Genomic DNA, 26,025 nt, shown 5'->3' on the forward strand with positions numbered 1-26,025 from the left:
CCTCATGCAAGCCATCCGCACTGCCCTGCCGGACGTCATCCTGCTCGAACCGAAAGTGTTCGGAGACGACCGTGGGTTCTTCATGGAAACGTTCAATGTCCAGACCTTCCAGCGCCTGACGGGCTGCGCAAAGCCCTTCGTGCAGGACAACCATTCGCGGTCCACGCGCGGGGTTTTGCGGGGCCTGCACTACCAACTCGGGGCACGCCCGCAGGACAAGCTGGTCCGCGCCGTCGCCGGCAGCATCCTCGATGTGGCGGTCGACATCCGGCGCGGCTCCCCCACTTTCGGCAAGTGGGTGGGTGAGATCCTGAGCGCGGAAAACAAGCGCCAGCTCTGGGTTCCCGTCGGTTTCGCACATGGATTCATCGTCCTGTCCGAAACAGCGGAAGTGCTTTACAAGGTCACCGACTACTACGACCCGCAGGGCGAGCGCGCGATCCGGTGGAACGATCCCGACATCGGGGTGGACTGGAGCTACCAGGGCGAACCCTTGCTGTCGGCCAAGGATGCCGTGGCCGCGGCATTCCGCGACGCCGAGGTGTTCCCGTGAGCGTGGCGCCACGGCGGATTCTGGTGACGGGGACCACCGGCCAGCTTGGCCGCGCCCTGCGCGACAGCCTGCCCGCCGGAAGCCAATGGCTCGAGCCCGGTGCACGCCTCGACATCACCGACGAAGGCTTGGTATCGGCGACGATCGCCCGGCTCAAGCCCGACCTCGTCATCAACGCGGCGGCCTATACCGCGGTCGACAAGGCAGAGTCCGACGCGGCTTCCGCCTACCGGGTCAACCGCGACGGCCCCGCCTCTCTGGCCAGGGCGGCGAGAGAGGTCGGCGCTCGCTTGGTTCATGTCTCCACCGACTTCGTCTTCGATGGCGGCAAGGGGCGCCCCTACCTGCCGGAGGACCCCACGGCGCCCATCGGCGCCTATGGCAACAGCAAGCAGGCCGGCGACGAAGCCGTGCAGCAGATCCTGGGCCAGGATGCCCTGATCGTCCGTACCGCCTGGGTCTACTACCCGGGCGGCGCGAACTTCGTGCGCACCATGCTCCGGCTGATGCAGGAGCGGCCCGAGGTTCGTGTCGTGGCCGACCAGGTCGGCAGCCCCACCCATGCCGGGGGATTGGCCGAAGCCATCTGGCGACTCACCGAGGCCGGCGAAGGGGGGCTGCATCACTGGACCGACGCCGGGACTGCCAGTTGGTACGATTTCGCGCATGCCATCCGCGACCTCGGCATGCAGCAGCGGCCCGAAGCGGCCTGGGCAAGGCTGACCCCGATCCGCACCGAGGACTACCCGACCCCGGCGCGGCGCCCGTCGTACAGCGTATTGGACAAGACCTCCACCTGGGCGATCACCGGCGTTCCGCCCCATTGGCGCGACCGCCTGGCCGACCGCTTCGCACTGGGCCAGTACCTCGCCTGACCCCATGGGGCAGGGCTTGGGGTAAAATTCGAGGCTCCCTTACCAGATGCCCTCGCCGGTTGCGGCGCGGTCGCAGCACCCATAACCGTTCCGAAAGAGTCCTGTCCATGGCTACCTACAAGGCCCCCCTGCGCGAAATCAGCTTCGTCCTCAACAATGTCCTCAAGGCGGAGCGGCTGTCTCAGCTGCCGGGCCTGGAGGAAGCCACCCCGGAAACCCTGGGCGGCCTGATCGAGGAAGCAGCCAAGCTGATCCAGAACGAGCTGGCGCCGCTGAACGCCAAGTCCGACCAGCAGGGCTGCGTCTACTCGAACCACGAGGTGAAGGTGCCGGACGGCTTCAAGGAATTCTGGAAGTCCTACTCCGAGGCCGGCTGGATCGGCATCATGCAGAGCCAGGAGTACGGTGGCGCCGGCCTGCCCTACACCCTGGGCAAGGTGATCGAGGAACTGCTGTGCTCGGCCAACGTGGCCTTCGCGCTGTACCCGGGCCTGACCCAGGGCTGCTTCGAGGCGATCGCCGCCAACGGTACCGACGAGCAGAAGCAGACCTACCTGCCCAAGCTGGCCACCGGCGAGTGGTCCGGCACCATGTGCATGACCGAGCCGCAGGCCGGCTCCGACCTGGCGGCGGTCAAGACCAAGGCCACCCCGCAGGCCGACGGCTCCTTCCTGCTGGAAGGCAGCAAGATCTTCATCACCTCGGGCGAGCATGGGATGGCGGACAACATCATCCACTTCACCCTCGCCCGCCTGCCGGACTCACCCCCGGGCATCAAGGGGCTGTCCACCTTCGTGGTGCCCAAGTATCTGGTCAACGCCGACGGATCGCTGGGCGAGCGCAACCCGGTCAAGGCCGTCTCCATCGAGCACAAGATGGGCATCAACGGTTCCTGCACCTGCACCATGAGCTTCGAGAATGCCAAGGGCTGGATGATCGGCGCGCCGAACACCGGCATCCAGAACATGTTCGTGATGATGAACCTGGCGCGCATCATGGTGGGCTACCAGGGGCTGGGCCAGTGCGAGCTGGCCACCCAGAACGCCATCGCCTATGCACTGGACCGCAAGCAGGGCAAGGCCTTCAACGGCGGCGACGTGATTGCCCATCATCCGGACGTGCGGCGCATGCTGCTGCAGATGAAGGCCGTCACCGAAGGCGCCCGCGTGCTGGCCTATGAAACCGCCCTGCACGTGGATGCCAGCCACCATGCCGCCGATCCGGCCGCCCGCGAAGAGGCCCAGGACTGGGTCGAGCTGGCCACCCCGCTGGTCAAGGCCTACTGCACCGACAGCGCGGTGGAACTGGGCTCCATGGCGATCCAGGTCTACGGCGGGCACGGCTTCATCAAGGAGCACGGCATCGAGCAGATCGTGCGCGACTCCAAGATCCTCTGCCTCTACGAAGGCACCAACGGCATCCAAGCCATGGACCTGGTGCGCCGCAAGCTGATGCTCAATGGCGGCCGCCTGCCCAAGCGCTTCTTCGAAGCCGTGCGCAAGGATCTGGCCGACGCTCCGGACTTCATCGCCGGACCGCTGGCGACCGCCGTCGACGACCTGGAGAGCACCACCGCCTGGATCCAGCAGTCCTACAAGACCAGCCCGGATGACGGCGCCTTCGGCTGCGTGGACTTCCTGCGCGCCTTCTCGCTGACCTACCTGGGCTGGAACTGGCTGCGCATGACCCGTGCCGCGGATGCTACCGGCGACCAGCTGTTCGCCGACACCAAGCGGGCCACGGCGCAGTTCTTCGCCAGCCGCATGCTGTCGCAGGTGCCGGCACTGCTGGCCAACGTGCGCCAGAGCGCGGCGCCGCTGATGGCCTTCGACGTCGCCGGCTTGCAGTGATCCGGGGCGCAGCCTAGGCTGCGCCAACTCCAAGGACCAAAGGGGATTGACGATGAGCGTGTACGGATTCGAAGCCAAGACCATCGACGGCCAGAGCCAGTCGCTGGACGCCTACCGCGGCAAGGTGCTGCTGATCGTCAACGTCGCCAGCAAGTGCGGCTTCACGCCGCAGTACAAGGGCCTGGAAGAGGTCTACCGCCGGAACAAGGACAAGGGCCTGGCGGTGCTGGGCTTCCCCTGCGACCAGTTCGGCCACCAGGAGCCGGGCGACGAGAACGAGATCAAGAATTTCTGCTCGCTCTCCTATGACGTCAGCTTCCCGCTGTTCGCCAAGATCGACGTCAACGGCGACAACGCCCACCCGCTCTACAAGTACCTGAAGACCGCCTCCCCGGGCATCCTCGGCACCGAGGGCATCAAGTGGAACTTCACCAAGTTCCTGGTCGACAGGAACGGCAACGTGGTGAAGCGCTACGGTTCCATGGATACGCCGGAGAAGATCGAGAAGGACATCGCGGCGCTGCTCTGAAATCTTGCGCAGCACTCCATTCAAGGCCCCCGAAAGGGGGCCTTTTTCGTGGGGCCGGCACAGCAAGGATGAAATTTTATTTGATAAATAAAAACACAAAAAATTGATCATTAATAAAAGGATTTCAGGGATGAATCTCATTTTCCTGCCATGCACTCATCCTTCCTCAATGTCATTTTTCCATGTCAAAAAAGGCTGCATTAGAAATTTATATTCATCTACGTTCAACACAGATAATTCATCTGCTGAATCCTATACACTCCTGAAATCACGGAAAAATATCCATGACGAAAATGATTCTTCATCATGCTGAAAACTTCACTAATTTGACGATCATGGATAATAAAATAGAATAAGCGCCACTTTGTACCGTCAACTGGCGGTGCGCCATTCCTAGAACACATACAGGGAGAATGCGCATGCTTCTGGCCACGGACCTGGACGGGACCTTCCTCGCCGGAACCCCCGAGGATCGTCTGCGTCTTTACCAGCTCGTCAGCCGTCACCCGGATATCCGCCTGGCCTATGTCACGGGGCGGGGCCTGGACTCGGTCCTGCCGCTGCTGGGGGACCCCGCCCTGCCCAAGCCGGACTACATCGTCTGCGACGTGGGCGCCACGGTCGTGGACGGCCGGACCCTGCAGCCGGTGGAGCCGCTGCAGAGCCGCATCGGCGCGCTATGGCCGGGGGACCAGGTGGTGGCCGGCGCGCTCGACCACTTCGGCCTGCGGCGCCAGGACGTGCCCCAGGAGCGCCGCTGCTCCTACTTCTGCGGCGAGTCGGCGATTACCGACGGACTGCAGCAGGCCGTCGGCGGCTTGGGCTGCGACCTGCTCTATTCCGCCGATCTCTACCTCGACGTGCTGCCCCGCGGGGTCAACAAAGGCAGCACCCTGATGGGGCTGATCGGTCACTTGGGCATCCCGCAGGATCGTGTGCTGGTCGCCGGAGACACCCTCAATGACCTGTCGATGTTCCAGCAGGGCTTCAAGGGTGTTTGCGTGGGCGATTCCGAGTCCTGGCTGCTGCAGGCAACCCAGGGCAATGCCCGGGTGCTGCACGCAGACGCTCACGGCTGCGGCGGCATCCTGGAAGCACTGGAGTACTTCGGCTTCATCGGCAACGCCGGCATCGACGCGCATGCCAGTCCGGCGCCCGAAACCGGCCCCTCGGATCTGGTGATCGTCTATCACCGCCTGCCCTACGACGAGATCGTCGAGAACGGCCGGGTCCGCCGGGTGGTGCCGCAGTCGCCGAACGGCATCATGCCGACGCTGCTGAGCTTCTTTGCCGATGGCCGCCGCGGCGCCTGGGTCGCTTGGGGCGTCAACGATCCCAAGCGCGGCCCCTTCGAGTCGCATACCCCGGTCGACCCGCTGCGCTATCCCAGGCTCACCGCCGCGCGGGTCGCACTGTCCAAGCAGGACGTCGACGTCTTCTATCGCCATTTCTCCAAGGAAGCGTTCTGGCCGACGCTCCACACCTTCTGGGAACGTGCGACCTTCCGCGAGGATCACTGGCAGGTGTTCCTGAAGATCAACCGCCTGTTCGCGGAACGCACCGCCGCCGAAGCCGCCGAGGGTGCCACGGTGTGGATCCACGACTACAACCTGTGGATGGTGCCGGCGACGCTGCGCGAACTGCGCCCGGACCTGAAGATCGCGTTCTTCCACCACACCTATTTCCCTTCCGCCGACGTCTTCAACGTCATCCCGTGGCGCCGCACCATTGTCGGCAGCCTGCTGCAATGCGATTACGTGGGCTTCCACATCCCGCGCCAGGTGGAGAACTTCGTCGACGTGGTGCGCGGGGCGGCGCCGGTGCGGGTGGTCGAACGCCGCAGCTGCGCGCCGCGCTTCGTCACCTATGGCTGTGCCGTGGGGCTGGAGAACTACAGCACCTGCATCGACGTCGGCGACCGCCGCATCCGCCTGGGCGCGCACCCGGTCGGCACCGATCTGGGCCGCATCGAGCAAGCCCTGTCGCGCACGCCCGTGCAGAAGCGGATGGCCGAACTGCGGCAGTCCCTCAACGGCCAGCGCCTGATCCTGTCGGTGGAGCGCCTGGACTACACCAAGGGCACGCTGGAAAAGCTGCGGGCCTTCGAGAAGCTGCTGGAGGAGCACCCGGAGCTGCTGGGCAAGGTCACGCTGATCACGATCTGCGTGCCCGCAGCCCAGGAGATGACCGTCTATCGCAACCTTCAGCATGGCATCGAGCAGGCCGTGGGCCGCATCAATGGCCGCTATTCGCGCGTGGGCTGGACCCCGGTGCAGTTCTTCTTCCGCAGCCTGCCCTTCGAGGAAGTGGTCGCCTATTACGCCATGGCCGATCTGATGTGGATCACGCCGCTGCGCGACGGCCTGAACCTGGTCGCAAAGGAATATGTCGCCACCCAGGGACTCAGCGGCGGCCGCGGCGTGCTGGTGCTATCGGAGTTCGCCGGCGCCGCCGCGGAACTCAAGGGCGCCATCCTGACGAACCCGCACGACGTGATGGACCTGAAGAACGGCTGCTACCTGGGCCTCAACATGGGCCGCGCCGAAGCCAGCGCACGCCTGCGTCAACTGTTCGACATCGTCAGCCACTACGACGTGCGGCGCTGGGGCGACGATTTCCTCGGCGCCACCCGGACCAAGGCGGCGCAGCCGGTACGCCGGATCGCCGCACTGGCTCCCCAGCGCTGAACGGCCTAGAGGCGCGCCGCCGCGAAGGTATCGCAGTTCCCGGGGTCGCCGGACTCGAAGCCGGCGCGGAACCAGCGCACGCGCTGCTCCGAGGTACCGTGGCTGAAGGCGTCGGGCACCACGTGGCCCTGGGCCTGCTTCTGCAGGCGATCGTCGCCGATCGCGGTGGCGGTGTTCAGGGCCTCCTCGACGTCGCCGCTCTCCAGCCACTGCAGCTTTTTTTCCGAACGGTTGGCCCAGACGCCGGCGAGGCAGTCCGCCTGCAGTTCCTGGCGCACCAGCAGGCCGCCATCACCCTGCACGTTCTGGCCGCGGCGGCGCGCCTCGTTGACCTTGGCGCTGACGCCGAGCAGCGTCTGCACGTGATGGCCCACCTCGTGGGCGATGACATAGGCATAGGCGAAGTCGCCGCCGCCGCCCAGGCGCTGCTGCATGTCCTGGAAGAAGGACATGTCCAGGTAGACCTGGTGATCGCCGGGGCAGTAGAACGGCCCCGACGCCGAGGTGGCGCTGCCGCAGGCCGAATCCACGCCGCCGGAGAACAGGATCAGCTTGGGCTGTTCGTACTGGCGGCCGGACTGCTGGAAGATTTCACCCCAGACCCGCTCGGTCTCGCCCAGGATGGCCCGCACGAAATCGGCGGCCTCGTCGCTGGCGGGCGGCGCGGCACCCTCCTGCGCCGCCGGCGGGGCCATCCCCTCGGTCACCTGGGACACCAGGCCCAGCATCTCCAGCGGGTTCTTGCCCAGGATCAGGCTCAGCACCACGACCACGGCGATGCCACCCAGGCCGAGCTTGCCGCCGCCGCCGCCGAGCCCGCCGCGACGCCCCGAACCGCGGACATCCACCACGTTGTCGCTGCGCTGTCCGCCACGCCACTTCATGCGCCACTCCTGTCGCTGCCTGCCGCGATCCTCCACTGCGGTGGCGGGCGGACGCAAGTACGGCTCAGGCCGGCGCTTTCAGCACTTGGGCGAGCGCCGCATCCAGCAGCCGGGCTCTCGGCTTCCAGGGATACTCGGGAATCGTGACCAGCGAATGGCAGATGCCCAGCAGCGAGCACAGCAAGGCCTCGCCGAGCAGCTGCGGGTCGCCGACGTGAGCGGCGCCCTCGGCCTGGGCGGCCTGCACTAGCCGGCGGAACAGGTCGAAGCGCTCGACGATGGGCGAAGCCTCGACGTAGAGCTGCTCGCCCGGCTCGGCCTGGTCCTGGTTGAGGTAGACCATGCGGTAGCGCTCGGGATGGTCGCACCAGTAGTCGACGTAGACGGCGCAGGCGCGGCGCAGGCGCTGCTCCCCGCTGCCCTCGCCCGCGGCGCGCTCGATGCGGGCGAACAGCTCGGCGAAGAAATCCTCCCAGATGTGCCGCAGCAGGTCGTTCTTGCTGCGGAAGTAGCCGTAGAGGCTCATGGTGCTGCAGCCGGCCTGCGCGGCGATGCGCCGCATGCTGACGGCGGCGAAGCCTTCCAGCGCGAACAGGCCGCGGGCGGCGTCGATCACCCGGGCGCGGACCTCCTGCTCACGGTCGATGGAACGGCGCGGCCTGCCGCGCCCCCTACCCGCCCCCGCCTGCGCATCGCCGGTTTGACTCGCCATCCTCATCCGCCTTATTTTTACGTACACGTACAATAAATAAAGGATCGCTGGATGATCAAGGGGAGGATTGCAAGAGGCGCGCTGCTGCTGGCCGCCGGCCTGCTGGGCGGCTGCGGCCAGAGCCGGGCACCCGTCCTGCCGGCGCCGCCGGCTGCCGAGCGGCCCAGCCTGGCGGAGTGCGCCGCGCTGCGACCGCCCCGCTGGCAGGCCGCCACGGGGCAGGCCCAGGCCGGCGCCCGGCTGCGCGCGGTGGCCCTGCAGTACAAGCAGGACATTCGCCACGTGGTGGATTACGCCGCCTTCCGCCGCAAGATGCGCTGCCTGATGGAGGAGCAGGTGGTGCCGGTGATGCAGCCCGGCCTGCCGACCCTGGTGGTGTTCAACGAAGACGCCGGACTGATGAGCATCGCCACCGGCACCCGCGGCGCCCTGGTGCGGGCCCAGGCGCAGACGCCGCTGCGCGCGCCTGCCGGCGATGCGCTGCCGCTGGGCATCCTCGGCGCGCTGGGACTGCTCAACACCGCCTACCTGCCGCAGGTGCTGGCCTACCAGCTGCGCTTTCCGCTCACCGATCCGCGCAAGCAGGTCTTTCTGGCGGCCACGGACACCTTCGCCCGCGCTTTCTCGCAGACCTTCTCCGACATCGCGCGCGACTACGGCGTCTACGTGGTGGCCTCCAACAACCAGGCGCCCTACCGCACCTCGCGCGATCCGCTGGAGATCGCGCTGTTCAAGGACCCGGACCTCGCGGACGTGGACGAGGTCTACGTGGCCACCAGCAGCCACATCGCCAACGTCACCTTCCTCTGGGGGCCGCGCGACCTGCATCCGGAGGCCCCGCGCGGCGAGACCAACCTGCTGTTCGCCAACCAGAAGCTGCCGTTGACCGACATCGAGCTGAACGTGCTGGGCCTGGACGAGGGGCCGGCTACCGGCGAGGCGGGCCTGGCCAATGCCGCGGGAGTGGAGGTGGAAGGCTTCCGCCTGGGCTTCGCCACCTCCCTGCCCGCCTTCCAGTGGGGCTACCCCTACGGCGAGCGGCCGGAGGGCTTCGAGCCCTGCGCCGACATCGCCGCCCGCTACATGCCCTGCATGGACGCCCTGGGCGTGGACGTGGTGATCCAGGCCGAGGCCAACCCCGGGCGCTGGGCCGCCCACTACGCCGGCGGCTGGCAGCCGCTGGAGTGGATGAACAGCACCTGGCGCACGGTGGCAGAACCCAGTGTGGGCTTCCGCTACAACATTACCGCGCACCTGGTCGGCAACCTGCTGGACCTGGCCTTCGACGGCCAGAGCGCCATTACTGAACGCAGGGCACAGGCGCCGCCGCGCCATTACGTCGGCAACCTCGAATTCGAACCCGGCGTGGACGTGGATTGGTACCAGGCCTTCCAGGGCGGCAAGCGCGAGTTCCTGGCGCTGGCGCCCTGGGTCACCGACGACGCGCCGCGCGGCAGGCTGCTCGCCACCGGCGCCCAGCTCGCGCCCGGCAGCGGCGACGCGCTGGAAAACGACTATCTCGAAACCGCCGTCTGGGCCGATCTGGTCCGCTGAATCCGGAAACCACTCATGGACATCGAAAACCCCTCACGCCGCCGCCTGCTCGGCGGTGCCGCCGCCTTCGGTGCCGGTACGCTGCTGCCGGCGCTTGCCGAAGCCGCGCCGCCGCGCGCCGCCGGACGCCGCCACGAAACGGAGATCGCCATCGTCGGCGCCGGCCTGGCCGGCCTGGCGGCAGCGCGCAAGCTCGTGGCCGCCGGGCGCAAGGTACTGGTGGTCGAGGCACGCGACCGCGTCGGCGGCCGCACGCTGAACCACGCCGTCACCGCGCCGGGGGCGAAACCCGGCACCGTGGTGGAGGTCGGCGGGCAATGGGTGGGGCCGACGCAGGACCGCGTGCTGGCGCTGATCCGCGAGCTGGGCCTGTCCACCTTCAGGACCTACAACAGCGGCAAGGCGGTCGACATCCGCGGCGGCGAGCGCTCGGAGTACGCCGGCCGCATCCCGCCGGGCACGATGGTCGGCTCGGTGGAGGCTCAGGTGGCGATCACCCGGCTCAACCGCATGGCGCGCGAGGTGCCGCTGGACCGGCCCTGGACCGCGCCGAAGGCCGCCGAGTGGGACAGCCAGACCTTCCAGAGCTGGATCGACCGCAACCTCTTCACCGATGACAGCAAGGCCCTGCTGCAGCTCGCGGTGGAAGCCGTGTTCTCGGCGCATCCGCGCGACCTGTCGCTGCTCGGCGTGTTGTTCTACATCCACTCCGGCGGCAGCCTGGAGATGCTGCTCAACACCGAAGGCGGCGCGCAGGAAGCCCGCATCGTCGGCGGCTCGCAGCGCATCGCGCTGGCGATGGCCGCAGCGCTGGGCGAGCGCGTGCTGCTGGACTCGCCGGTCATGCGCATCGAACACGGCGAGCAGGGCGTGACGCTGCTCGGCGACGGCTTCGAGGTGCAGGCGCAACGCGCCATCGTCGCGATCCCGCCAACGCTGGCCGGGCGCATCCGCTACGCGCCGGCACTCGACGGCCTGCGCGACCAGCTGACACAGCGCCTGCCGATGGGCACCGTGGTCAAGGTGCAGTGCGTCTACCCCAAGCCCTTCTGGCGCGAGGCTGGCCTCAACGGCCAGGCGACCGGCGACGTGGGCCCGGTGAAACTCAGCTTCGACAACTCGCCGCCCGACGGCCATATCGGCGTGCTGATGGGCTTCATCGAAGGCTCCGACGGCCGCGCGGCACTGCGCCAGACGCGCGAGCAGCGACGCCAGGGAACCATCGACAGCTTCGTGCGCTTCTTCGGCGAGCAGGCCCGAAAGCCGCTGGAATACATCGAGCAGAACTGGGCCTCCGAGGAATGGACCCGCGGCTGCTACGCCGGCATCTTCCCGCCGGGCGTGTGGCTGGACTACGGCGAGGCGTTGCGCGCGCCGGTCGGCCGGCTGCACTGGGCCGGCACGGAGACCGCGGAGGTGTGGAACGGCTACTTCGACGGCGCGATCCGCTCGGGCGAGCGGGCGGCGAATGAAATCACAACGCCTGCTTGATTCCCATTACCGTCCTCCTCGCGCTTTCAGGGGAACGCCCACGAAGGCGCTTGAAGATTGAGGCCACACATCCGTACGCAAGGATGCGCTCTCATGTGCGTAGCAGAAGCCGTTGCGCTGCAACATGACACCTGAGTCACTTTGACGATAGTTACAAGGGGGTTAACACTAAAGACGTACATCCACTACATCTGGGATTCGAACGGAATCCCGAACCTGCCGATCGCTCTCGCCGAGGATTGATATAAATATGTCCACACAATCTTCCCCCGAAAATACTGCGGAGAACTGGAATTTTGCGCGTAGCTTTCCCGAAATTCCGCACCCGTTTGTGGACAGATCAAACTATGTTGAGACTATTGCTCAAATGTTGTCCGGCGACGCTCATGTAGTCCTTCTGGAAGGCGATGAGGGAACTGGAGCAACAACCATTGCGGCTCAATTCTCGCGATCAAAGGGAAATCAAACATTTTCTTTGTTCATAAAGCCCGTTAGTCGATTCTCTTACAGCCTCGATTACCTCAGGCTTGTACTGGCAGAGCAAATACATTGGCACTTAACGGGCCAAGTGTTTGATCGAGACGTCGTTGATCAAAGTGAATATGACTTACTTCTGCTTCGTCTTCGAAGGAAAGCGGGTGGAAAGCCCTTTGTATTTGTTATTGATGGGCTACACCAAATACCCAGGGACGGCTCCATAAATCCAGGACAAATACTGCTTGATCTACTGCCTGTTGGAATTGATAAATTTAGATTTCTCATAGTGGGCAACAGTGAGATATTTACCAAGCCCTTGAAAAATATAAATATTAAAACATTTCAGCTTGTTAGATGGACTCTACCTGAAACCCAGCTATACCTTAGCGATTTGGATATTTCGGAAGTAGACGCCAATTCAATATTTCGCGTCTGCTCTGGAATAGCGGGTCGTATTGCGTCGATTAAGAGATTGTTGCAGAGCGGCCTATCGCTCGACAGCATTTTAAATAACGATCTTCCAAAGTATCTTTCCTTTATAAAGCTAGAAGTTGACGCTGCAGAGTCACTGACCATCGAGCAAAAAAGAGCCCTAGCCATACTTGCTTATGCTAGACACGAGATCAATCATGATGAGCTATTGGCAATATCAGGATGTAACGAACTTGATATCCAGAAAATTCTGTCAGCATGTAACTTCATAACGTTATCTTCAGGATCCAATCTTGTTTCATTTATTTCAGAGCCGCACAGGAAGATGACGGAATCAGCGTTGTCTTCATTAAAGAATGAAACAATAGCTAGACAGATAGAATTTCTTTTAAGGGACCCTACAAGCTCTGTTTCGGTGAGATTTCTCCCCACTTACTACAAACAGGCGAATGAACTGCGCGCAATATTGCAACTTCTCTCAACTGAGCATTATGAGCAACTGCTGAAGACAACACAGTCTCTAGCTGCTCTCCGCACCAGAGCGGAGCTCGGAGTAAAGACTGCTGTTGAGTTAAAAGAAACCGCAGATGTATTTAAATTTGCTCTGCAAAGGAGCATTTTTTATGCGGTTTCTAATTTTTCATCACTAAAATCTGAGGTAGGAGCGCTAGTTGCCCTAGGGCAACCACAGAGAGCACTAGAACTGGCCAATCGCTCAGCTTCTCAAGAAAGTCGATTAGGCTTGGTTGCAGCCTATGCCAATCGCCTCAAAAAAAAGCAAGGAACGATAGACCCTATAGTCGTTAAATACCTCCGTGAACTTGCCGAAAACGTCGATTTTGCAGATGTGGATTCTGCGGCCGCAGTAGCGGCGGATGTGCTTTCCGCGGACCCTGATTTGGCAATGACTATTATAGATAGGGCCAGCCAAAAGAGCGCACAGCCATCTCATGCTGAAAAAGCGCTAGTTCATCTGTCTTTGTCAGCTTCATTCGAAAAATCTCCAGATGCTGGAGAGGTGGCCGAAAAAGTTAGCAAAAGAATTTCTGACGAAGAAGTTTCGAGATTGATTTCTAGCGTTGCTGCATTTTCTTCTGGATTGTCTCCTTCGGAAATAATTAGCTCAACTCAGAAAATGGGCATCACGCAGAGAATTCACTTTCTGCGCACATTAGTAAGTTCGCAGCCCAAGACGCCAGGCGCGCTTGATTTAGTTGAGCATGGCTTAGACCAAATCGTAAAGGAAGCATCTTACTCACCAAAGTCAAGAGACCTCGCCGACCTATCCAGCCCCTTGCCTTTCATTCTTGATGACATATCTCGACTCGAAGCGTTGGTTAGTCGCTTCGACGCGCAAATGGGCTTGATAAAAGACAGGGCTGTCTCTAGCGATGTGGCCATCCTGCAGATGAACCTGGCACGCGCCGAGCAACGCTATGACACAGAAAGGAGCTGCGCTCGCATTGAACAAATTTATTATGAAGTAGCTTCTCAGACAGAGGCGGAAGTAAAGCTCAGATGCCTAGCTGTTCTTCTGCAGTCCCTATCCGTGATGGATTCTCAAGGGACACTGGAGTCGAAGTTTCATTACAAGCAAATGATCAGCTCAGATTTAGCTGAAGTTCTAAATCAAGTCCTAGAAAATTCGGCAAAGCAATTTGAGGTTACAGAAGGCCCCCTTCGAGCAATTGCGGCGTTTGATCCGAAAATGGCAATCAGCATTGCCCGCCGACTTAATACAGATGAACGACGCCAGATAGCACTTGGGGTGGTGGCTAGGTGCATTTCGACGCACGTCCATTCTGAAGAAGGGAGGGCGCATATTGAAGAATGCTTGTCTGGAATTTCCAATGCAGCTGAGCTTGACGAGGTTCTCCTAAGCATTAGTCGAGTGCTTAGCGAGAGTGTCGATAAGCTTTCTTGGACTGCCTGGTCGGAGGAAATGCTTTCCAGAGTGGCGGACGATCGAGTCGCTGCCAAATGCTTGCTTTACGTAACAAAGGCAAAAATTTCGCAAAAGAAGCCTATAGATGTACAAGCCTTTGAGAATCAATTAAAAGACTATGTCTTATCTGTAGACTCGTTGATTGATAAGGCAGATCTGTACTTTCGAGCAGCAGAAGAAATTGCCTCTCACGATGCAGAGAGAGCTTTCTCGCTATACGAGCTGGCTCTCGATCAGAAGCGCCAGTGTGCATTCGGCTCTCGAGAAACCGAGAACGTGATTCGCGCTTGCCTTTCTTTGTTGTCTAGAGCATTTCGCCCGATTATCAAAGCAGGCCTATTTAATTCAGACCTTCTTGATCGATATTCCAGGCTCATAGATCAGCTTCCATCTCTCGCGCTACGTACATCGTTTTACTCTGAATTGGCAACAAAAGCCTGGTGTGTTGGGAAGAAAGATCTCTGCTCACAAATAGTAAATCGATTCTGTCGACCAGCCATTTCGGGAAATAATCCCGTAGCAGTCAATAAGTCTCTCATCGCAACTGCATTTCAGGCATTACTTTGTACGCATGCAGATTCTGCACTTGACTTGATCTCTAAGTTCGAGCGATCCGAGCGAGATGAACTCCTGTATGGCGGCGCACTTTTGATAATTAGCAAGCTCACCTCATCAGAGCCAACAAGAGGCAATGAGATTGAAAAGACCAAAATGACTCATGAAGAGGTTCTCGATGTCATAAAGATAATATCTTGCATTGAGACCGATTCTCTTCTGTATTTTCTAATGAGGCAACTTGTTAAAACGATTGCATCAAAGGAAAACAGGAACGTCTTCACCAATCAACAAAAAGCTGACTATGCATCAAAGCTTCAGTCACTAATATCCAAAAAGCTTCCCGATAAACTTAACATATCTCATCCGGGTTTCGAGATAGCTGCACTAGCCCTTATCGCTCAACTCCGCCAAGCAGGCGTTCAGGACTGGAGCACAATAAAGAAGCGCATAGATCAAATAGAGAATATCGCTGACCGAGCGTTGGTGAAGATGAACATAGTGGAGGCAATGCCTTCGAAATTTCGTGATATTCAGCTGGATCTGCTCAAAGAGGCGCTGTCCGATACTCATAGAATCCCCACCGTCGTAGACAAGGTAGGGAGGCTGGAAATTTATGCTCGCGTGGCATCGGAGAAATCACTAGCCCCTGTAAAGTCGATCGTAGAAAATGCGGTAGCGCTGACCTGTGACGTTCGCGACCAAGGGCAGGCCGCCGCATATAGACGGTCACTGATTGATTTGGCCGATCGAATCGAATCCGGATTTTCGGAAAAGCTAGCTGACTTTATAGACGACGATCCAGCCAGGATGGCAGCAAAGGAGGAGCTTCGAAAAGAGGCGAAAGTTGCGAGAATTAAGCGTGATCTTATACAGCGTGGCTCCGTGGAGATTTCCGAGGATAAAATAGGCTATCTCCCGGCTGCGGCATGGAGAAATGTCTGCGCACTACATGCTGGGAGATTGGAGCCACAACCTCCTGATCAACTTCTCAAATATGTTGTGGCCGCAGGATCCCTAGACATTCATGCTGCGTACCCAGTACTTTCTTGGCATCTTGAGAATTGCGCAAGGCGATTTAGCACCCCAGCTGAAGTAGAGAGGATGATCGTTCCGTTAGCAGAAGCTTTGCTACTCTCTTCTGAAATGGCCGTTTCAATCATCGCAAAAACTCCTGGCCGCTGGGGCGCCAGGGCGGAGGTCCCGGATGCAGGTTTCAATAGCACCTACGTCGTGCGCCCAGATACAAGAGACGCTGCACTGCTATTTGTACGAACCTGGCTGCGCAGGAATGCCAAAGGTTACTTGAAGTTCTGCGACCCATACTTCAGCCCAGATGACGTGGGGCTTTTCCGGCTTGTGCTCTCGGAATGCCCCGATTTCAGCATAAAGGTCTTAACTAGCAAGTCAGAGTTAGAAAAGAAGCAAGCTCTTCTTGCAGATGCTTTTCTTGCGCAATGGCGTCTAGAGTGTGACCAGGAGATGCCGGAAGTTGAAGTGATAGCAATATCAAACGAGCAAGGTCAGGGGTTGGTTCATGATCGATGGCTACTTACCGAAGGTGCAGGCTTAAGATTTGGAACATCGTTTAACTCTCTTGGAATGCAGAAACTCTCTGAGTTATCTGAGATGGACGGGCCAACTGCAGCAACTTATGAGCGAGAAGTTGATCAGTTTCTGCAGAAGAGAAGAATCGTAAATGGCACACGCATTCACTATTTATCGTTTACTTTGTAATTTTTCAGCTGCTTGTTCTTAATTTTTTGGCTTATCTAAGTTGTTGAGCTATAGAAGAAAATTCCGCCAGTTGCCCTGCCCGGCGTAGCCACCCGGGAAGACCTGCTCAATGTCCGCCAGGTTGACGCCCAGGCGCTTGACCAGGATCTCGGCCAGCACGGCGCGGAAGTCGGTGGTGGGCTCGAGGTCTTCGTTCTGGAACAGCGCCTGCGGCGACAGGCCGGGCCACCGGCCGTGCACGCGGCCTCCGAGCACGCCGCCGCCCATCACCAGCATCGACGAGGCGGTGCCGTGGTCGGTGCCGCCGAAGTTCTCGCGGGCCTTGCGGCCGAACTCGGTCATGGTGACGACGGTGACCTTGTCCATCAGGTTGCCGAGGTCGGTGTGGAAGGCGACCAGAGCATTGGCGAAGTTGGGCAGCGAGACGGCGTGGCGGCTGGCCTGCACGACATGGGTGTCCCAGTCGTCTTCCGAATTCACGGTGACCACGCGCGGCGACATGCCGGCGCGGATCGCCTGCGCGGCCACGCGCAGGCCGTTGCCCAGCGCGGTGCCGGGATAGGCCGCGGTGGGAGCCGGCGGCGGGGTCTCGGTGAGCGCACGCATGCCCTGCGCCAGGCGGCGGGTGGTGTCGCCCGGAGGGCCGGCCAGCTCGGCCACGGCCTCGATCAGGGCGGTGACGGCGATGCCCATGGTGGAGCCATGGTCCAGGTCGGCGAAGTCGCGCACGGCGATGGCGCCGGGGTAGCCCTGCAGGCTCGCCGGGATCGAGTTCTCCGCGGCGATCGCGTTCCAGACGTTCTCGGTGGCCGGCGTGCGCAGCATGGCGCGGCCGAGCCAGCCGCCGGTGACGCCGGCGCGCGCGCCGGCTTCCGCCAGGGTCTGGGCGTAGAAGTGCGAGCGGTCGCGCGAGTCCAGCGGAATCCAGCCGGTGGCGGTGACGAAGCCCAGGCGGCCGGCGTCGTAAAGCGGCTTGAGGGCGTTCAGGCCGGGGTTCAGGCCGAAGAAGCCGTCCAGCACCACCGGGTTGGTGACCTTGAGGTTGGGACGCAGGACGGCGTAGTCCGGGTCGCCATAGGGGACCAGCATGTTGATCCAGTCGGCGGCGAAGCGCTGGAACACCACGACCAGGGTGTGATCGTTCGCGGGCGCCGCGGCCGCCGCGGTGCGAGCGGCGGCGGGAGCGGCGGCAGGCGCAACGGAGGCCGCGGCGGCAGGCGCAACGGAGGCCGCGGCGGCCGACGGCGGGTTTGGCGCCGCGGCCGGCTTGGCGGCAGGCAGCAGGTTGCCGAGGGTGGTACGCAGATTGAGCGGCATGGGGATTACCTCAGCAGGAACCACGGCGAAGCCAGCAGGGCAAAGACCAGGCCCTTGACGCGGCGCTCCAGGGTGGCGGCGTCCATCACCGCATCGGGCGAGGCTTCCTGGGCGACGAAGGAAACGGCCAGCGCATGCACCGAAGCCGGCAGCTTCTGGAACAGCAGGTTGGCGACGGCGTTCTCCACCGCCTGGCGCGGGGTCTTGGCGCGCGTGACGTTGCCGGCGACCGACTGGCCGCCCTGCAGCAGGATCAGAGGCCGCGCCAGGATGTAGCTGTAGCTGACGCCCTCCACCAGCTTCACCAGGTACTTCTGCTGGTAGAGCATGCTGTTGGTGTTGCCCCAGTAGTCGGCCGTGTCCGGATAGCCGTTGGGCGCCGCCCACATGAAGGGCGCATGGCCGGCCTTGCCCAGCGAGGTGAACAGCAGGCCGGCGGGGTTGGCGATGGGGATGCCGAACAGGTCGATGCCCAGCAGATGGTCCACGCGGTTGATGCCGCAGGCGCGCAGCGCGCCGATCATGGCGTCCTGCGGGCGCTTGAGCTTGGCGCCGGCGCTGGCGGCGAACTCCGGGGAGTTCAGGATCTGCCGCAGCATGGACTTGATGTCGCCGCCGGTGGCGGTGAACGTGGCCGCCACGGCATTGACCAGCGAGGCCGGCGGGTTGTCGGAGACGAAGCGGCCGCAGAGCTTGCCGGCGATGTGCTTCGCGGTGGCCGGGTGGGCCAGGATCAGGTCCAGGGCACGGTCGATCTCGGCCTGGCCGCCGCCGGCGGGGAAGTTCTGGCCGAGGAAGGTCTTCTGGCCGGTGTCGTGCTGCGCGGCATTGAACTGCACGGTGCCGTAGAGCGCGACGCTCAGCGGAAGGTCGCTGATATAGCCCAGGCCGCTGAGGATGCGCGCCAGGGCCTTCATGTCGGCCTCGCTGTAGTTGCCCTTGCCCATGGTGTGGAGCTCGAGCAGTTCGCGCGCGTAGTTCTCGTTGATCTGGCCTTTGCGGTTCAGCCAGTTGTCGAGGTAGTGCAGCATGTCGGCGCTGCGCACCGTCTTCTTCAGCAGCGTCTTGAAGTTGCCCATCGCATGGGGCCGGATCGCCGCGCGGTCGAAGTCGATCTTCAGCGGCACCGGGTTCTTGCGGATGTAGGTGTTGAAATGGTCGTTCCAGAAATCGACCATCACCTCGAACAGTTGCGCGGTGGAGAACAGCGCCTTGTAGAGCGCTGCGCTCTGCAGGTCCAGGATGTGGCCCTCCGGGTTGCCGCCGGTGAGCGAGGTCAGGTAGATGCCGGCACCGGCGGTGTCGATGCGCGGATACAGCGCCGCGGCCAGCAAGCCGGTGGGCAGGTCGCGCGCCGCCAGCTGCTCCTCGATGTAGGCGGCGCGGCCGATCCTGCGGACGCGGGCCAGCGCGGTGTCGGTGGGACCAAAGCTGATGCGGCGCAGCAGGTGCAGGTCCTGATCCGTGCCGGCGACCTCGGCCGGCGTCATGGCATGGGCCTGCTGCCAGAAGCCGCCCAGCAATCCGGCGGCCGAGGTGTACCCCGCCGCCTCGAGGAAGGCGCGGCGATTCATCGTGAGCATTCGAAAACTCCCTGCGCTTGGCGGGCCAGGATTGGCTGCCGGATCGCGCCCCATGGATAGCCTACCCAGCCCCGGGCAAGGCCGATGTCGGATTTTGACCTGTGGCCGTGAACGAAAGGCGAGCGCCCCGGCGTACTCAGTGCATGGGCAGTTCCGCCACTTCTGCTGACGTCAAGAAAACGACGCCCTGTCGCACCCTAGGGGGAAAACCACTACACCGCAAGCCATTGATTAAAAATTACTTAATAAAATGACTATCGGGTCAATAGAAGTATTGTGCGTTGCAACATACTGACCGTTTTGTTAGCCTTGTTGCACTGCAGCAACCAGCCTACAAGGAGGCACAGCATGAAGACCCGACTGACGACTGCCGCGGTGCTCGCCGCACTGCTGGTGGCACCCCTCACCCAGGCCGGCGACCAGGTCCAGGACCTCGACCGCGATCTGACCCGGGCGGCTCGCGCTTCCGCCGTCGAGTCGCGCATCCAGCAGCAGATGTCGCTGATCGACCTGGCGCTGGCCGCCTCGATGAGCGGCTTCAGCCTGCCGCAGGCCGCCACCACCGGCGGCCTGGCGATCGCGGCCCGCTAACCCGGCCTGCTACTCCGCCGCGGGCCGGGGTTCCACCGGAGCCCCGGCCTCCCCGGCCGCGGTCCGCGAGGGGGCGCCCTCCGGCGAGGCCAGGAAGTCCGCCGAGAAGGCGGCGAAGCGGTTCTGCTCGATGGCCTCGCGCATGCGCCGCGCCAGTTCCTGGTAGTAGTGCAGGTTGTGGATGGTGTTGAGCTGGCCACCCAGCATCTCCTCGCACTTGTCGAGGTGGTGCAGGTAGGCGCGGGTGTAGTGGCGGCAGGTATAGCAGCCGCACTTGGGATCCAGCGGACCCTGGTCCGCACGGTGCCTGGCATTGCGAATCTTGATCACGCCTTCGCTGGTGAACAGGTGCCCGTTGCGCGCGTTGCGGGTCGGCATCACGCAGTCGAACATGTCGATGCCCCGCCCCACCGCCTGCACCAGGTCGCGCGGGGTGCCGACGCCCATCAGGTAGTGCGGATGGCCGGCCGGCAGCGCCGGGCCGATGGCATCCAGCACCTCCAGGCGCTCGGCTTCGGTCTCCCCTACCGACAGGCCGCCCAGCGCGTAGCCGTCGAAACCGATATCCAGCAGGCGCTGCAGCGACTCGCGGCGCAGCTCCGCCGACATGCCGCCCTGCACGATGCCGAACAGGGCGTTGGGATTGTCGCCGTGGGCAAGCTTGCAGCGCTGGCCCCAGCGGGCCGACAGCTCCATGCTCGCGCGCACCTGCTTCTCGGTGGCCGGGTGCGGCGTGCACTCGTCGAACTGCATGACGATGTCGGAGTTCAGCGCGTGCTGGACCTCGATGGAACGCTCCGGCGTCAGGAAGATGCGGTCGCCGTTGACCGGCGACTGGAACTTGACCCCTTCCTCGGTGATCTTGCGCAGACCCGACAGGCTCCAGACCTGGAAACCGCCGGAGTCGGTCAGGATCGGGCCGCTCCAGTTCATGAAGCCATGCAGTCCGCCATGGGCGCGGATGATCTCCGGCCCGGGCCGCAGCATCAGGTGGAAGGTATTGCCCAGGATGATCTGGGCGCCGATGCCGCGCAGGTCCTCGGGCGTCATCGCCTTGACCGTGCCGTAGGTGCCCACCGGCATGAACACCGGGGTCTCGACCGTGCCGTGCTGCAGCTGCAGGCGGCCGCGGCGGGCCTGGCCGTCGGTGTGAAGCAGTTCGAATTTCATCCGCCCATTATCGCCGACCGGCGGTCTTCCCATAGGGGAACCCCTGCGCCGCGTGGTAGCGTTAGGGCATAACCAGAACATCCGAGGGGTCCCGAATGCGCAAGCTCATCCTCACCGGCCTGCTGGCCGCGGCCGTCTCCGGCTGCGCCATGATGGGGCCGCCCAAGCCCGTGAACCTGGCCGCGGCCGATTCCGGCAAGACCGTCAGCCTGGCCCCCAAGCAGGCCCTGCGCCTGAACCTGGTCTCCAACCACACCACCGGCTACCGCTGGACCTGGGCCAACCCGGTCAACCCGGTGCTGGCCAAGGCCGGTGAACCGGTCTACACCCCCAGCGAGTCGGCCCGCGACGGCGTGGTCGGCGCCGGCGGCACCGAGACCTGGACCTTCATGCCCACCGCCTACGGCGAAACCACGCTGCGCATGGAGTACCGCCGCCCCTGGGGCACGCAGACCCCGGCGGAGAAGGTGCTGACCTACACGGTGAAGGTCGAGAAGTAGGCTTTCACCCGGCGCTCCCGGCAAGCGGGAGGCCGGTCGGCGGGCGGAGGGGGCGCGGGGGAGCCGACGTTCCCCGGTCCGGTCGCTATAATGCGCGCCCCTGCCTGCCCGGGTGGCGGAATCGGTAGACGCAGCAGACTCAAAATCTGCCATGGCAACCCCATATGAGAGTTCGAGTCTCTCCCCGGGCACCAGTCATACATCCAGCAGACGCCCTCTGCCCAGATAGCGAACCATCCAGATGCCCAACTACCGTTCCCGCACCAGCACCTTCGGGCGCAACATGGCCGGTGCCCGCGCCCTCTGGCGTGCCACCGGCATGAAGGACGCGGACTTCAAGAAGCCCATCATCGCGGTCGCCAATTCCTTCACGCAGTTCGTGCCCGGCCACGTGCACCTGAAGGACCTCGGCCAGCTGGTGATCGAGGAGATCGAGAAGGCCGGCGGGGTGGGCAAGGAGTTCAACACCATCGCGGTCGATGACGGCATCGCGATGGGCCACGACGGCATGCTCTACAGCCTGCCCTCGCGCGACATCATCGCGGACAGCGTCGAGTACATGTGCAATGCGCACACCGCCGACGCCCTGGTCTGCATCTCCAACTGCGACAAGATCACCCCCGGCATGCTGATGGCGGCACTGCGCCTGAACATCCCCGTGGTGTTCGTCTCCGGCGGTCCCATGGAGGCCGGCAAGACCAAGCTCGCCGGCAAGGAAGTGGCGCTGGACCTGGTGGACGCCATGGTCGCCGCGGCCGACGACAAGGTCTCCGACGAGGACGTGGACAAGATCGAGCGCTCGGCCTGCCCCACCTGCGGCTCCTGCTCGGGCATGTTCACCGCCAACTCGATGAACTGCCTGACCGAAGCCCTGGGCCTGTCGCTGCCGGGCAACGGCTCGCTGGTGGCCACGCATGCCGACCGCGAGCAGCTGTTCCGCCGCGCCGGCCGCACCATCGTCGAGCTGACCCAGCGCTATTACCGGGACGGCGACGAAAGCGCCCTGCCGCGCAACATCGCCAACAAGGCGGCGTTCGACAACGCGATGTCGCTGGACATCGCCATGGGCGGCTCGACCAACACCGTGCTGCACCTGCTGGCGGCCGCGCAGGAAGGCGGCGTGGACTTCACGATGCGCGACATCGACCGGCTCTCTCGCAAGGTGCCCAACCTCTGCAAGGTCGCCCCTTCCAGCCATCACCACCTCGAGGACGTGCACCGCGCTGGCGGCGTGATGGCGATCCTGGGCGAGCTGGACCGCGCGCAGCTGCTCGACACCAGCGCCCCGACCGTGCACAGCCCGACGCTGGCCCAGGCCCTGGAGCGCTGGGACATCCAGCGCACGCAGGACCCGCAGGTGCAGGAGTTCTTCCGCGCCGGACCGGCCGGCATCCCGACGCAGAAGGCCTTCTCGCAGAGCTGCCGTTACGACACGCTGGACCTGGACCGCCAGAAAGGCTGCATCCGCAGCCGCGAGCATGCCTACAGCCAGGACGGCGGCCTCGCCGTGCTGTTCGGCAACCTCGCCGAGCGCGGCTGCATCGTCAAGACCGCGGGCGTGGACGCCAGCATCCTGAAGTTCACCGGTCCCGCCATCGTGCTGGAAAGCCAGGACGCGGCCGTGGATGCGATCCTCAAGGGCCAGGTCAAGGCCGGCGAGGTCGTGATCATCCGCTACGAGGGTCCGCGCGGCGGCCCCGGCATGCAGGAGATGCTGTACCCCACGAGCTACCTGAAGTCCAAGGGCCTGGGCAAGCTCTGCGCACTGATCACCGACGGCCGCTTCTCCGGCGGCACCGCGGGCCTGTCGATCGGCCACGTTTCTCCGGAAGCCGCCGAGGGCGGCAACATCGGCCTGATCGAGACCGGCGACCGCATCGTCATCGACATCCCCGACCGCATCGTGCGCATCGACGTCGGCGACGAGGAACTGGCGCGCCGCCGCCAAGCCCAGGCCGCCAAGGGCTGGAAGCCGGCGCTGCCGCGGCCGCGCAAGGTCAGCGCCGCGCTGCGCGCCTACGCTAAGCTGGTGACCAGCGCCGACAAGGGCGCGGTGCGCAACGTGGACCTGCTGGGAGACTGAGCCCCCGGGGCCCCGGCGCGATGCGCAAGTCGGATTTCCACTATGAGCTGCCGGAAGAGCTGATCGCCCAGCATCCGGCGGCGCGGCGCTCGGCCAGCCGCCTGCTGCACCTGCAGCCCGGCGGCGGCCTGGCCGACCGCCAGGTGCGCGAGCTGCCGGAGCTGCTGCGGCCGGACGACCTGCTGGTGTTCAACGACACCCGCGTGATCCCGGCGCGCTTGTTCGGGCGCAAGCCCAGCGGCGGCAAGGTGGAAATCCTGGTCGAGCGGGTGCTGGACGAGCAGGACTTCATGGCCCAGCTCGGCGTCAGCAAGAAGCCGCAGGCCGGCGGGCTGATCGAGGTCGGCGAGGACCGGCTGACCGTGCTGGGACGCGACGAGGACCTGTTCCGCCTGCGCTACGACGGCCCGGGCGCGGTGATGGATTTCCTGCAGCGCGCCGGCCGCCTGCCGCTGCCGCCCTACATCACCCACGTGCCCGACGGCGAGGACGCCGAGCGCTACCAGACCGTGTTCGCGCAGAACCCCGGGGCCGTCGCCGCGCCGACCGCCGGCCTGCACTTCGACGAGGAGTTGCTGGCGGCGCTGCGGGCGCGAGGCCTGCGCACGGCGACCCTGACCCTGCACGTGGGCGCCGGCACCTTCCAGCCGCTGCGCGTGGACGACCTCAGCCAGCACCGCATGCACAGCGAGCGCTATGCGCTCTCCCCTGACCTGGTCCAGGCCATCGCCGACACCCGCGCCCGCGGCGGCCGCGTGGTGGCGGTGGGCACCACGGTGACGCGCGCGCTGGAGTCCGCGGCGGTGCAGAACGGCCTGCAGCCCGGCGAGGGAGAGACGCGGCTGTTCATCACGCCGGGCTACCGCTTCGCGGTGGTGGACGCTCTTCTGACCAATTTCCACCTGCCGGAGAGCACGCTGATGATGCTGGTCAGCGCCTTCGGCGGCTACGAGCGCCTGATGGCGGCCTACCGTCACGCGGTGGCGCAACGCTACCGCTTCTTCAGCTACGGCGACGCGATGCTGATCGACAACGGTTGAGGCAGGCTCCGCTCTCGCGGAAGCCTTTCCAACCCTGTCCGTCATGCCTTGCCTGTTCGCCCGGAGCGGCTTCAGGCGTGCTCGTGCCAGACCGCCTGCTTCAGGTGCTGGGCATTGCGCAGGCGGGTATGGGCCTCGACGTAGCGCCAGTTGGCACCGCTCTGCGCCAGCAGGCTGCCGGCGTCGCGGATCGGCTTGACGCTGTCGTTGCGCGCCTGCGGCGAGCGCGCCGTCAGCTCGAATTCGTCGATCAGGGTCAGCTCCCGCGAGGGCTGCAGCTCCGGCGTGTCCACCGCCCAGGCCTGGGCCTTGATGCTGCGGCCTTCCACGGCGTATTCGATGAAGCTGTAGCGCAGGTGCTGCGCGGCACTCCAGGCGCTCTGGCCGCTGAAGCTGCGGATGCCGACGCCGCCTCCGCCGCCGCAGACCTGCACGTAGCCGCCCTCGCGCGGCTGGCCGAAGGCCATGGCGTGCGAACGCTGGTATTCGTGGTCGTGCCCGACCAGCAGCAGGTCCACGCCGTAGCGCAGCAGGATGTTCTCCTCCAGCAGCACCAGCGTCGGGTTGTTGGGGCTGCGCCCCTCCTCGTCGGTCCAGAGGGTGAAGTGCTGGACGAAGGCGATGAAGTCGATCTCGCCGCGGGCGCGGCGCAGCGAAGCCTGGGCCAGGGTGGTCTCCAGCCACAGCAGCTCCGCCAGCAGCGTGCCGTCGGCCACGAAGGCGCCGCCGGTGGAGATGACGAACTGCACGTTGTTGAGAACGTAGCTGTAGTAGCGGCCGTTGCCCGGCTGCGACAGGCGGGTCTTGTAGGCCGAGCCGTTGCCGTCCTTCTCCTCGTGGTTGCCGGCGGCGCAGAGCACCGGCACGGAGGCGCTGAGATGCTCCAGCTGGTTGAACCAGTCGTCCCAGACCGGCTGGTCGCCGTTGGCATAGGACAGGTCGCCGGCGATCAGCACGAAGTCCACCCCGCGGCTCAGGATGCCCTCGCGCACCAGGCGCGAGAACCCGCTGAGGCCGTGGTCGCCGAAGTGGGCAAAGCGGAAGGCGCCGCGCGGCATGGGCTTGAGCGTGTAAGTGGCCGACAGGGAGTCGCCGCCGTGGCGCACGCGGTACTGCAGCGGCTTCCCGGGATCGTAGCCGCCGAGTTCCGCACGATGCGTCAGGACGTCGATGTCGTAGGCCTGGGAGGCCACGGCACGGACGGTCTGGCTGAAATGGCCCTGGCCGAACTCCACCACGCCTTCCGGTGCGTTGAGCCCGTCGGTGAACCAGGTGATGGCACGGCTGCCGTGCGGATCGCCGGTCCAGCTCGCATGCAGGCCGCGGGCGATGTTCCTGCTGCCGCCCGGCGGCGTCTGGCCGCCGTTGGCGTAGGAAGAGGAGCTGCCGCAACCCGGCAGCCAGGGGGCCAGCAGCAGCGGGGCGCCGGCCTTGAGGAGATCGCGTCGCTTCATCGTGGA

At 63.8% G+C, this 26,025-nt stretch carries 18 protein-coding genes and 1 tRNA gene; 13 read left to right on the forward strand and 6 right to left on the reverse strand.

The genetic code is table 11. The features are described from left to right. Positions 1-4 precede the first annotated feature (4 nt). From rfbC to ggpS, 5 genes are all read left to right on the forward strand, one after another. Entirely contained in the window at positions 5-553 is a 549-nt protein-coding gene (gene rfbC, locus C3942_RS01810; RefSeq protein ID WP_104228621.1) for a dTDP-4-dehydrorhamnose 3,5-epimerase, read from the forward strand. Positions 554-576: 23 nt separating this feature from the next. Continuing rightward, on the forward strand, positions 577-1,428 hold the full coding sequence (gene rfbD / locus C3942_RS01815) for a dTDP-4-dehydrorhamnose reductase (RefSeq protein ID WP_207765936.1): 852 nt from the start codon (positions 577-579) through the stop codon (positions 1,426-1,428). Between the two features lie 107 nt (positions 1,429-1,535). Beyond that, positions 1,536-3,278, forward strand: coding sequence for an acyl-CoA dehydrogenase family protein (locus C3942_RS01820; protein ID WP_104228622.1), 1,743 nt, complete (start codon positions 1,536-1,538; stop codon positions 3,276-3,278). A 52-nt stretch (positions 3,279-3,330) separates the two neighbouring features. After that, positions 3,331-3,807: a glutathione peroxidase gene (locus C3942_RS01825; protein WP_104228623.1), complete on the forward strand. Its 477-nt coding sequence runs from the start codon at positions 3,331-3,333 to the stop codon at positions 3,805-3,807. 419 nt (positions 3,808-4,226) lie between these two features. After that, the gene (gene ggpS, locus C3942_RS01830; protein ID WP_104228624.1) at positions 4,227-6,494 is read left to right on the forward strand and encodes a glucosylglycerol-phosphate synthase; all 2,268 of its coding nucleotides are present in this window, start codon (positions 4,227-4,229) and stop codon (positions 6,492-6,494) included. Positions 6,495-6,499: 5 nt separating this feature from the next. On the opposite strand, the gene ypfJ is transcribed toward ggpS, so the two are convergent. Both ypfJ and C3942_RS22185 read right to left on the reverse strand, forming a co-directional pair. Beyond that, positions 6,500-7,378 (reverse strand): KPN_02809 family neutral zinc metallopeptidase, encoded by an 879-nt coding sequence (ypfJ, locus tag C3942_RS01835; RefSeq protein ID WP_104228625.1) that lies wholly within the window; start codon positions 7,376-7,378, stop codon positions 6,500-6,502. Between the two features lie 64 nt (positions 7,379-7,442). Next, positions 7,443-8,090 (reverse strand): TetR/AcrR family transcriptional regulator, encoded by a 648-nt coding sequence (locus C3942_RS22185; RefSeq protein ID WP_165797277.1) that lies wholly within the window; start codon positions 8,088-8,090, stop codon positions 7,443-7,445. Positions 8,091-8,141: 51 nt separating this feature from the next. Here C3942_RS22185 and C3942_RS22190 point away from each other — a divergent pair, with 51 nt between their 5' ends. From C3942_RS22190 to C3942_RS21945, 3 genes are all read left to right on the forward strand, one after another. Next, positions 8,142-9,644 carry a hypothetical protein gene (locus tag C3942_RS22190; protein ID WP_165797278.1) on the forward strand — a complete coding sequence of 501 codons (1,503 nt, stop codon included), beginning with the start codon at positions 8,142-8,144 and terminating at the stop codon, positions 9,642-9,644. A 15-nt stretch (positions 9,645-9,659) separates the two neighbouring features. Next, on the forward strand, positions 9,660-11,135 hold the full coding sequence (locus C3942_RS01850) for a flavin monoamine oxidase family protein (protein ID WP_104228628.1): 1,476 nt from the start codon (positions 9,660-9,662) through the stop codon (positions 11,133-11,135). Between the two features lie 250 nt (positions 11,136-11,385). Next, positions 11,386-16,281 carry a hypothetical protein gene (locus tag C3942_RS21945; protein ID WP_133164214.1) on the forward strand — a complete coding sequence of 1,632 codons (4,896 nt, stop codon included), beginning with the start codon at positions 11,386-11,388 and terminating at the stop codon, positions 16,279-16,281. A gap of 48 nt (positions 16,282-16,329) precedes the next feature. Here the strand turns inward: C3942_RS21945 and C3942_RS01855 are convergent, their stop codons facing one another. Together C3942_RS01855 and C3942_RS01860 are read right to left on the reverse strand one after the other, a co-directional pair. Next, positions 16,330-17,598: a DUF1501 domain-containing protein gene (locus C3942_RS01855; protein ID WP_104228629.1), complete on the reverse strand. Its 1,269-nt coding sequence runs from the start codon at positions 17,596-17,598 to the stop codon at positions 16,330-16,332. Positions 17,599-17,603: 5 nt separating this feature from the next. Then, complete coding sequence (locus C3942_RS01860; RefSeq protein ID WP_165797279.1) at positions 17,604-19,181, reverse strand: DUF1800 domain-containing protein; 1,578 nt, start codon at positions 19,179-19,181, stop codon at positions 17,604-17,606. Positions 19,182-19,529: 348 nt separating this feature from the next. On the opposite strand from C3942_RS01860, the gene C3942_RS01865 reads away from it, so the two are divergent. Then, positions 19,530-19,772: a hypothetical protein gene (locus tag C3942_RS01865; protein WP_104228631.1), complete on the forward strand. Its 243-nt coding sequence runs from the start codon at positions 19,530-19,532 to the stop codon at positions 19,770-19,772. A 9-nt stretch (positions 19,773-19,781) separates the two neighbouring features. On the opposite strand, the gene tgt is transcribed toward C3942_RS01865, so the two are convergent. Next, positions 19,782-20,942 carry a tRNA guanosine(34) transglycosylase Tgt gene (gene tgt, locus C3942_RS01870; RefSeq protein WP_104228632.1) on the reverse strand — a complete coding sequence of 387 codons (1,161 nt, stop codon included), beginning with the start codon at positions 20,940-20,942 and terminating at the stop codon, positions 19,782-19,784. 95 nt (positions 20,943-21,037) lie between these two features. Here tgt and C3942_RS01875 point away from each other — a divergent pair, with 95 nt between their 5' ends. From C3942_RS01875 to queA, 4 genes are all read left to right on the forward strand, one after another. Further along, positions 21,038-21,442, forward strand: a complete 405-nt coding sequence (locus tag C3942_RS01875; protein ID WP_104228633.1) for a protease inhibitor I42 family protein — start codon at positions 21,038-21,040, stop codon at positions 21,440-21,442. Positions 21,443-21,548: 106 nt separating this feature from the next. After that, a tRNA-Leu gene (locus C3942_RS01880) sits at positions 21,549-21,636 on the forward strand. A gap of 47 nt (positions 21,637-21,683) precedes the next feature. After that, the gene (gene ilvD / locus C3942_RS01885) at positions 21,684-23,525 is read left to right on the forward strand and encodes a dihydroxy-acid dehydratase (protein ID WP_104228634.1); all 1,842 of its coding nucleotides are present in this window, start codon (positions 21,684-21,686) and stop codon (positions 23,523-23,525) included. 20 nt (positions 23,526-23,545) lie between these two features. Next, positions 23,546-24,565, forward strand: coding sequence for a tRNA preQ1(34) S-adenosylmethionine ribosyltransferase-isomerase QueA (queA, locus tag C3942_RS01890; RefSeq protein ID WP_104228635.1), 1,020 nt, complete (start codon positions 23,546-23,548; stop codon positions 24,563-24,565). A 71-nt stretch (positions 24,566-24,636) separates the two neighbouring features. Here the strand turns inward: queA and C3942_RS01895 are convergent, their stop codons facing one another. Beyond that, positions 24,637-26,019, reverse strand: coding sequence for a metallophosphoesterase (locus tag C3942_RS01895; RefSeq protein WP_104228636.1), 1,383 nt, complete (start codon positions 26,017-26,019; stop codon positions 24,637-24,639). Positions 26,020-26,025: the final 6 nt, after the last annotated feature.

The sequence above is a fragment of the Solimonas fluminis genome, assembly GCF_002930645.1.
Lineage (GTDB): Bacteria > Pseudomonadota > Gammaproteobacteria > Nevskiales > Nevskiaceae > Solimonas_A > Solimonas_A fluminis.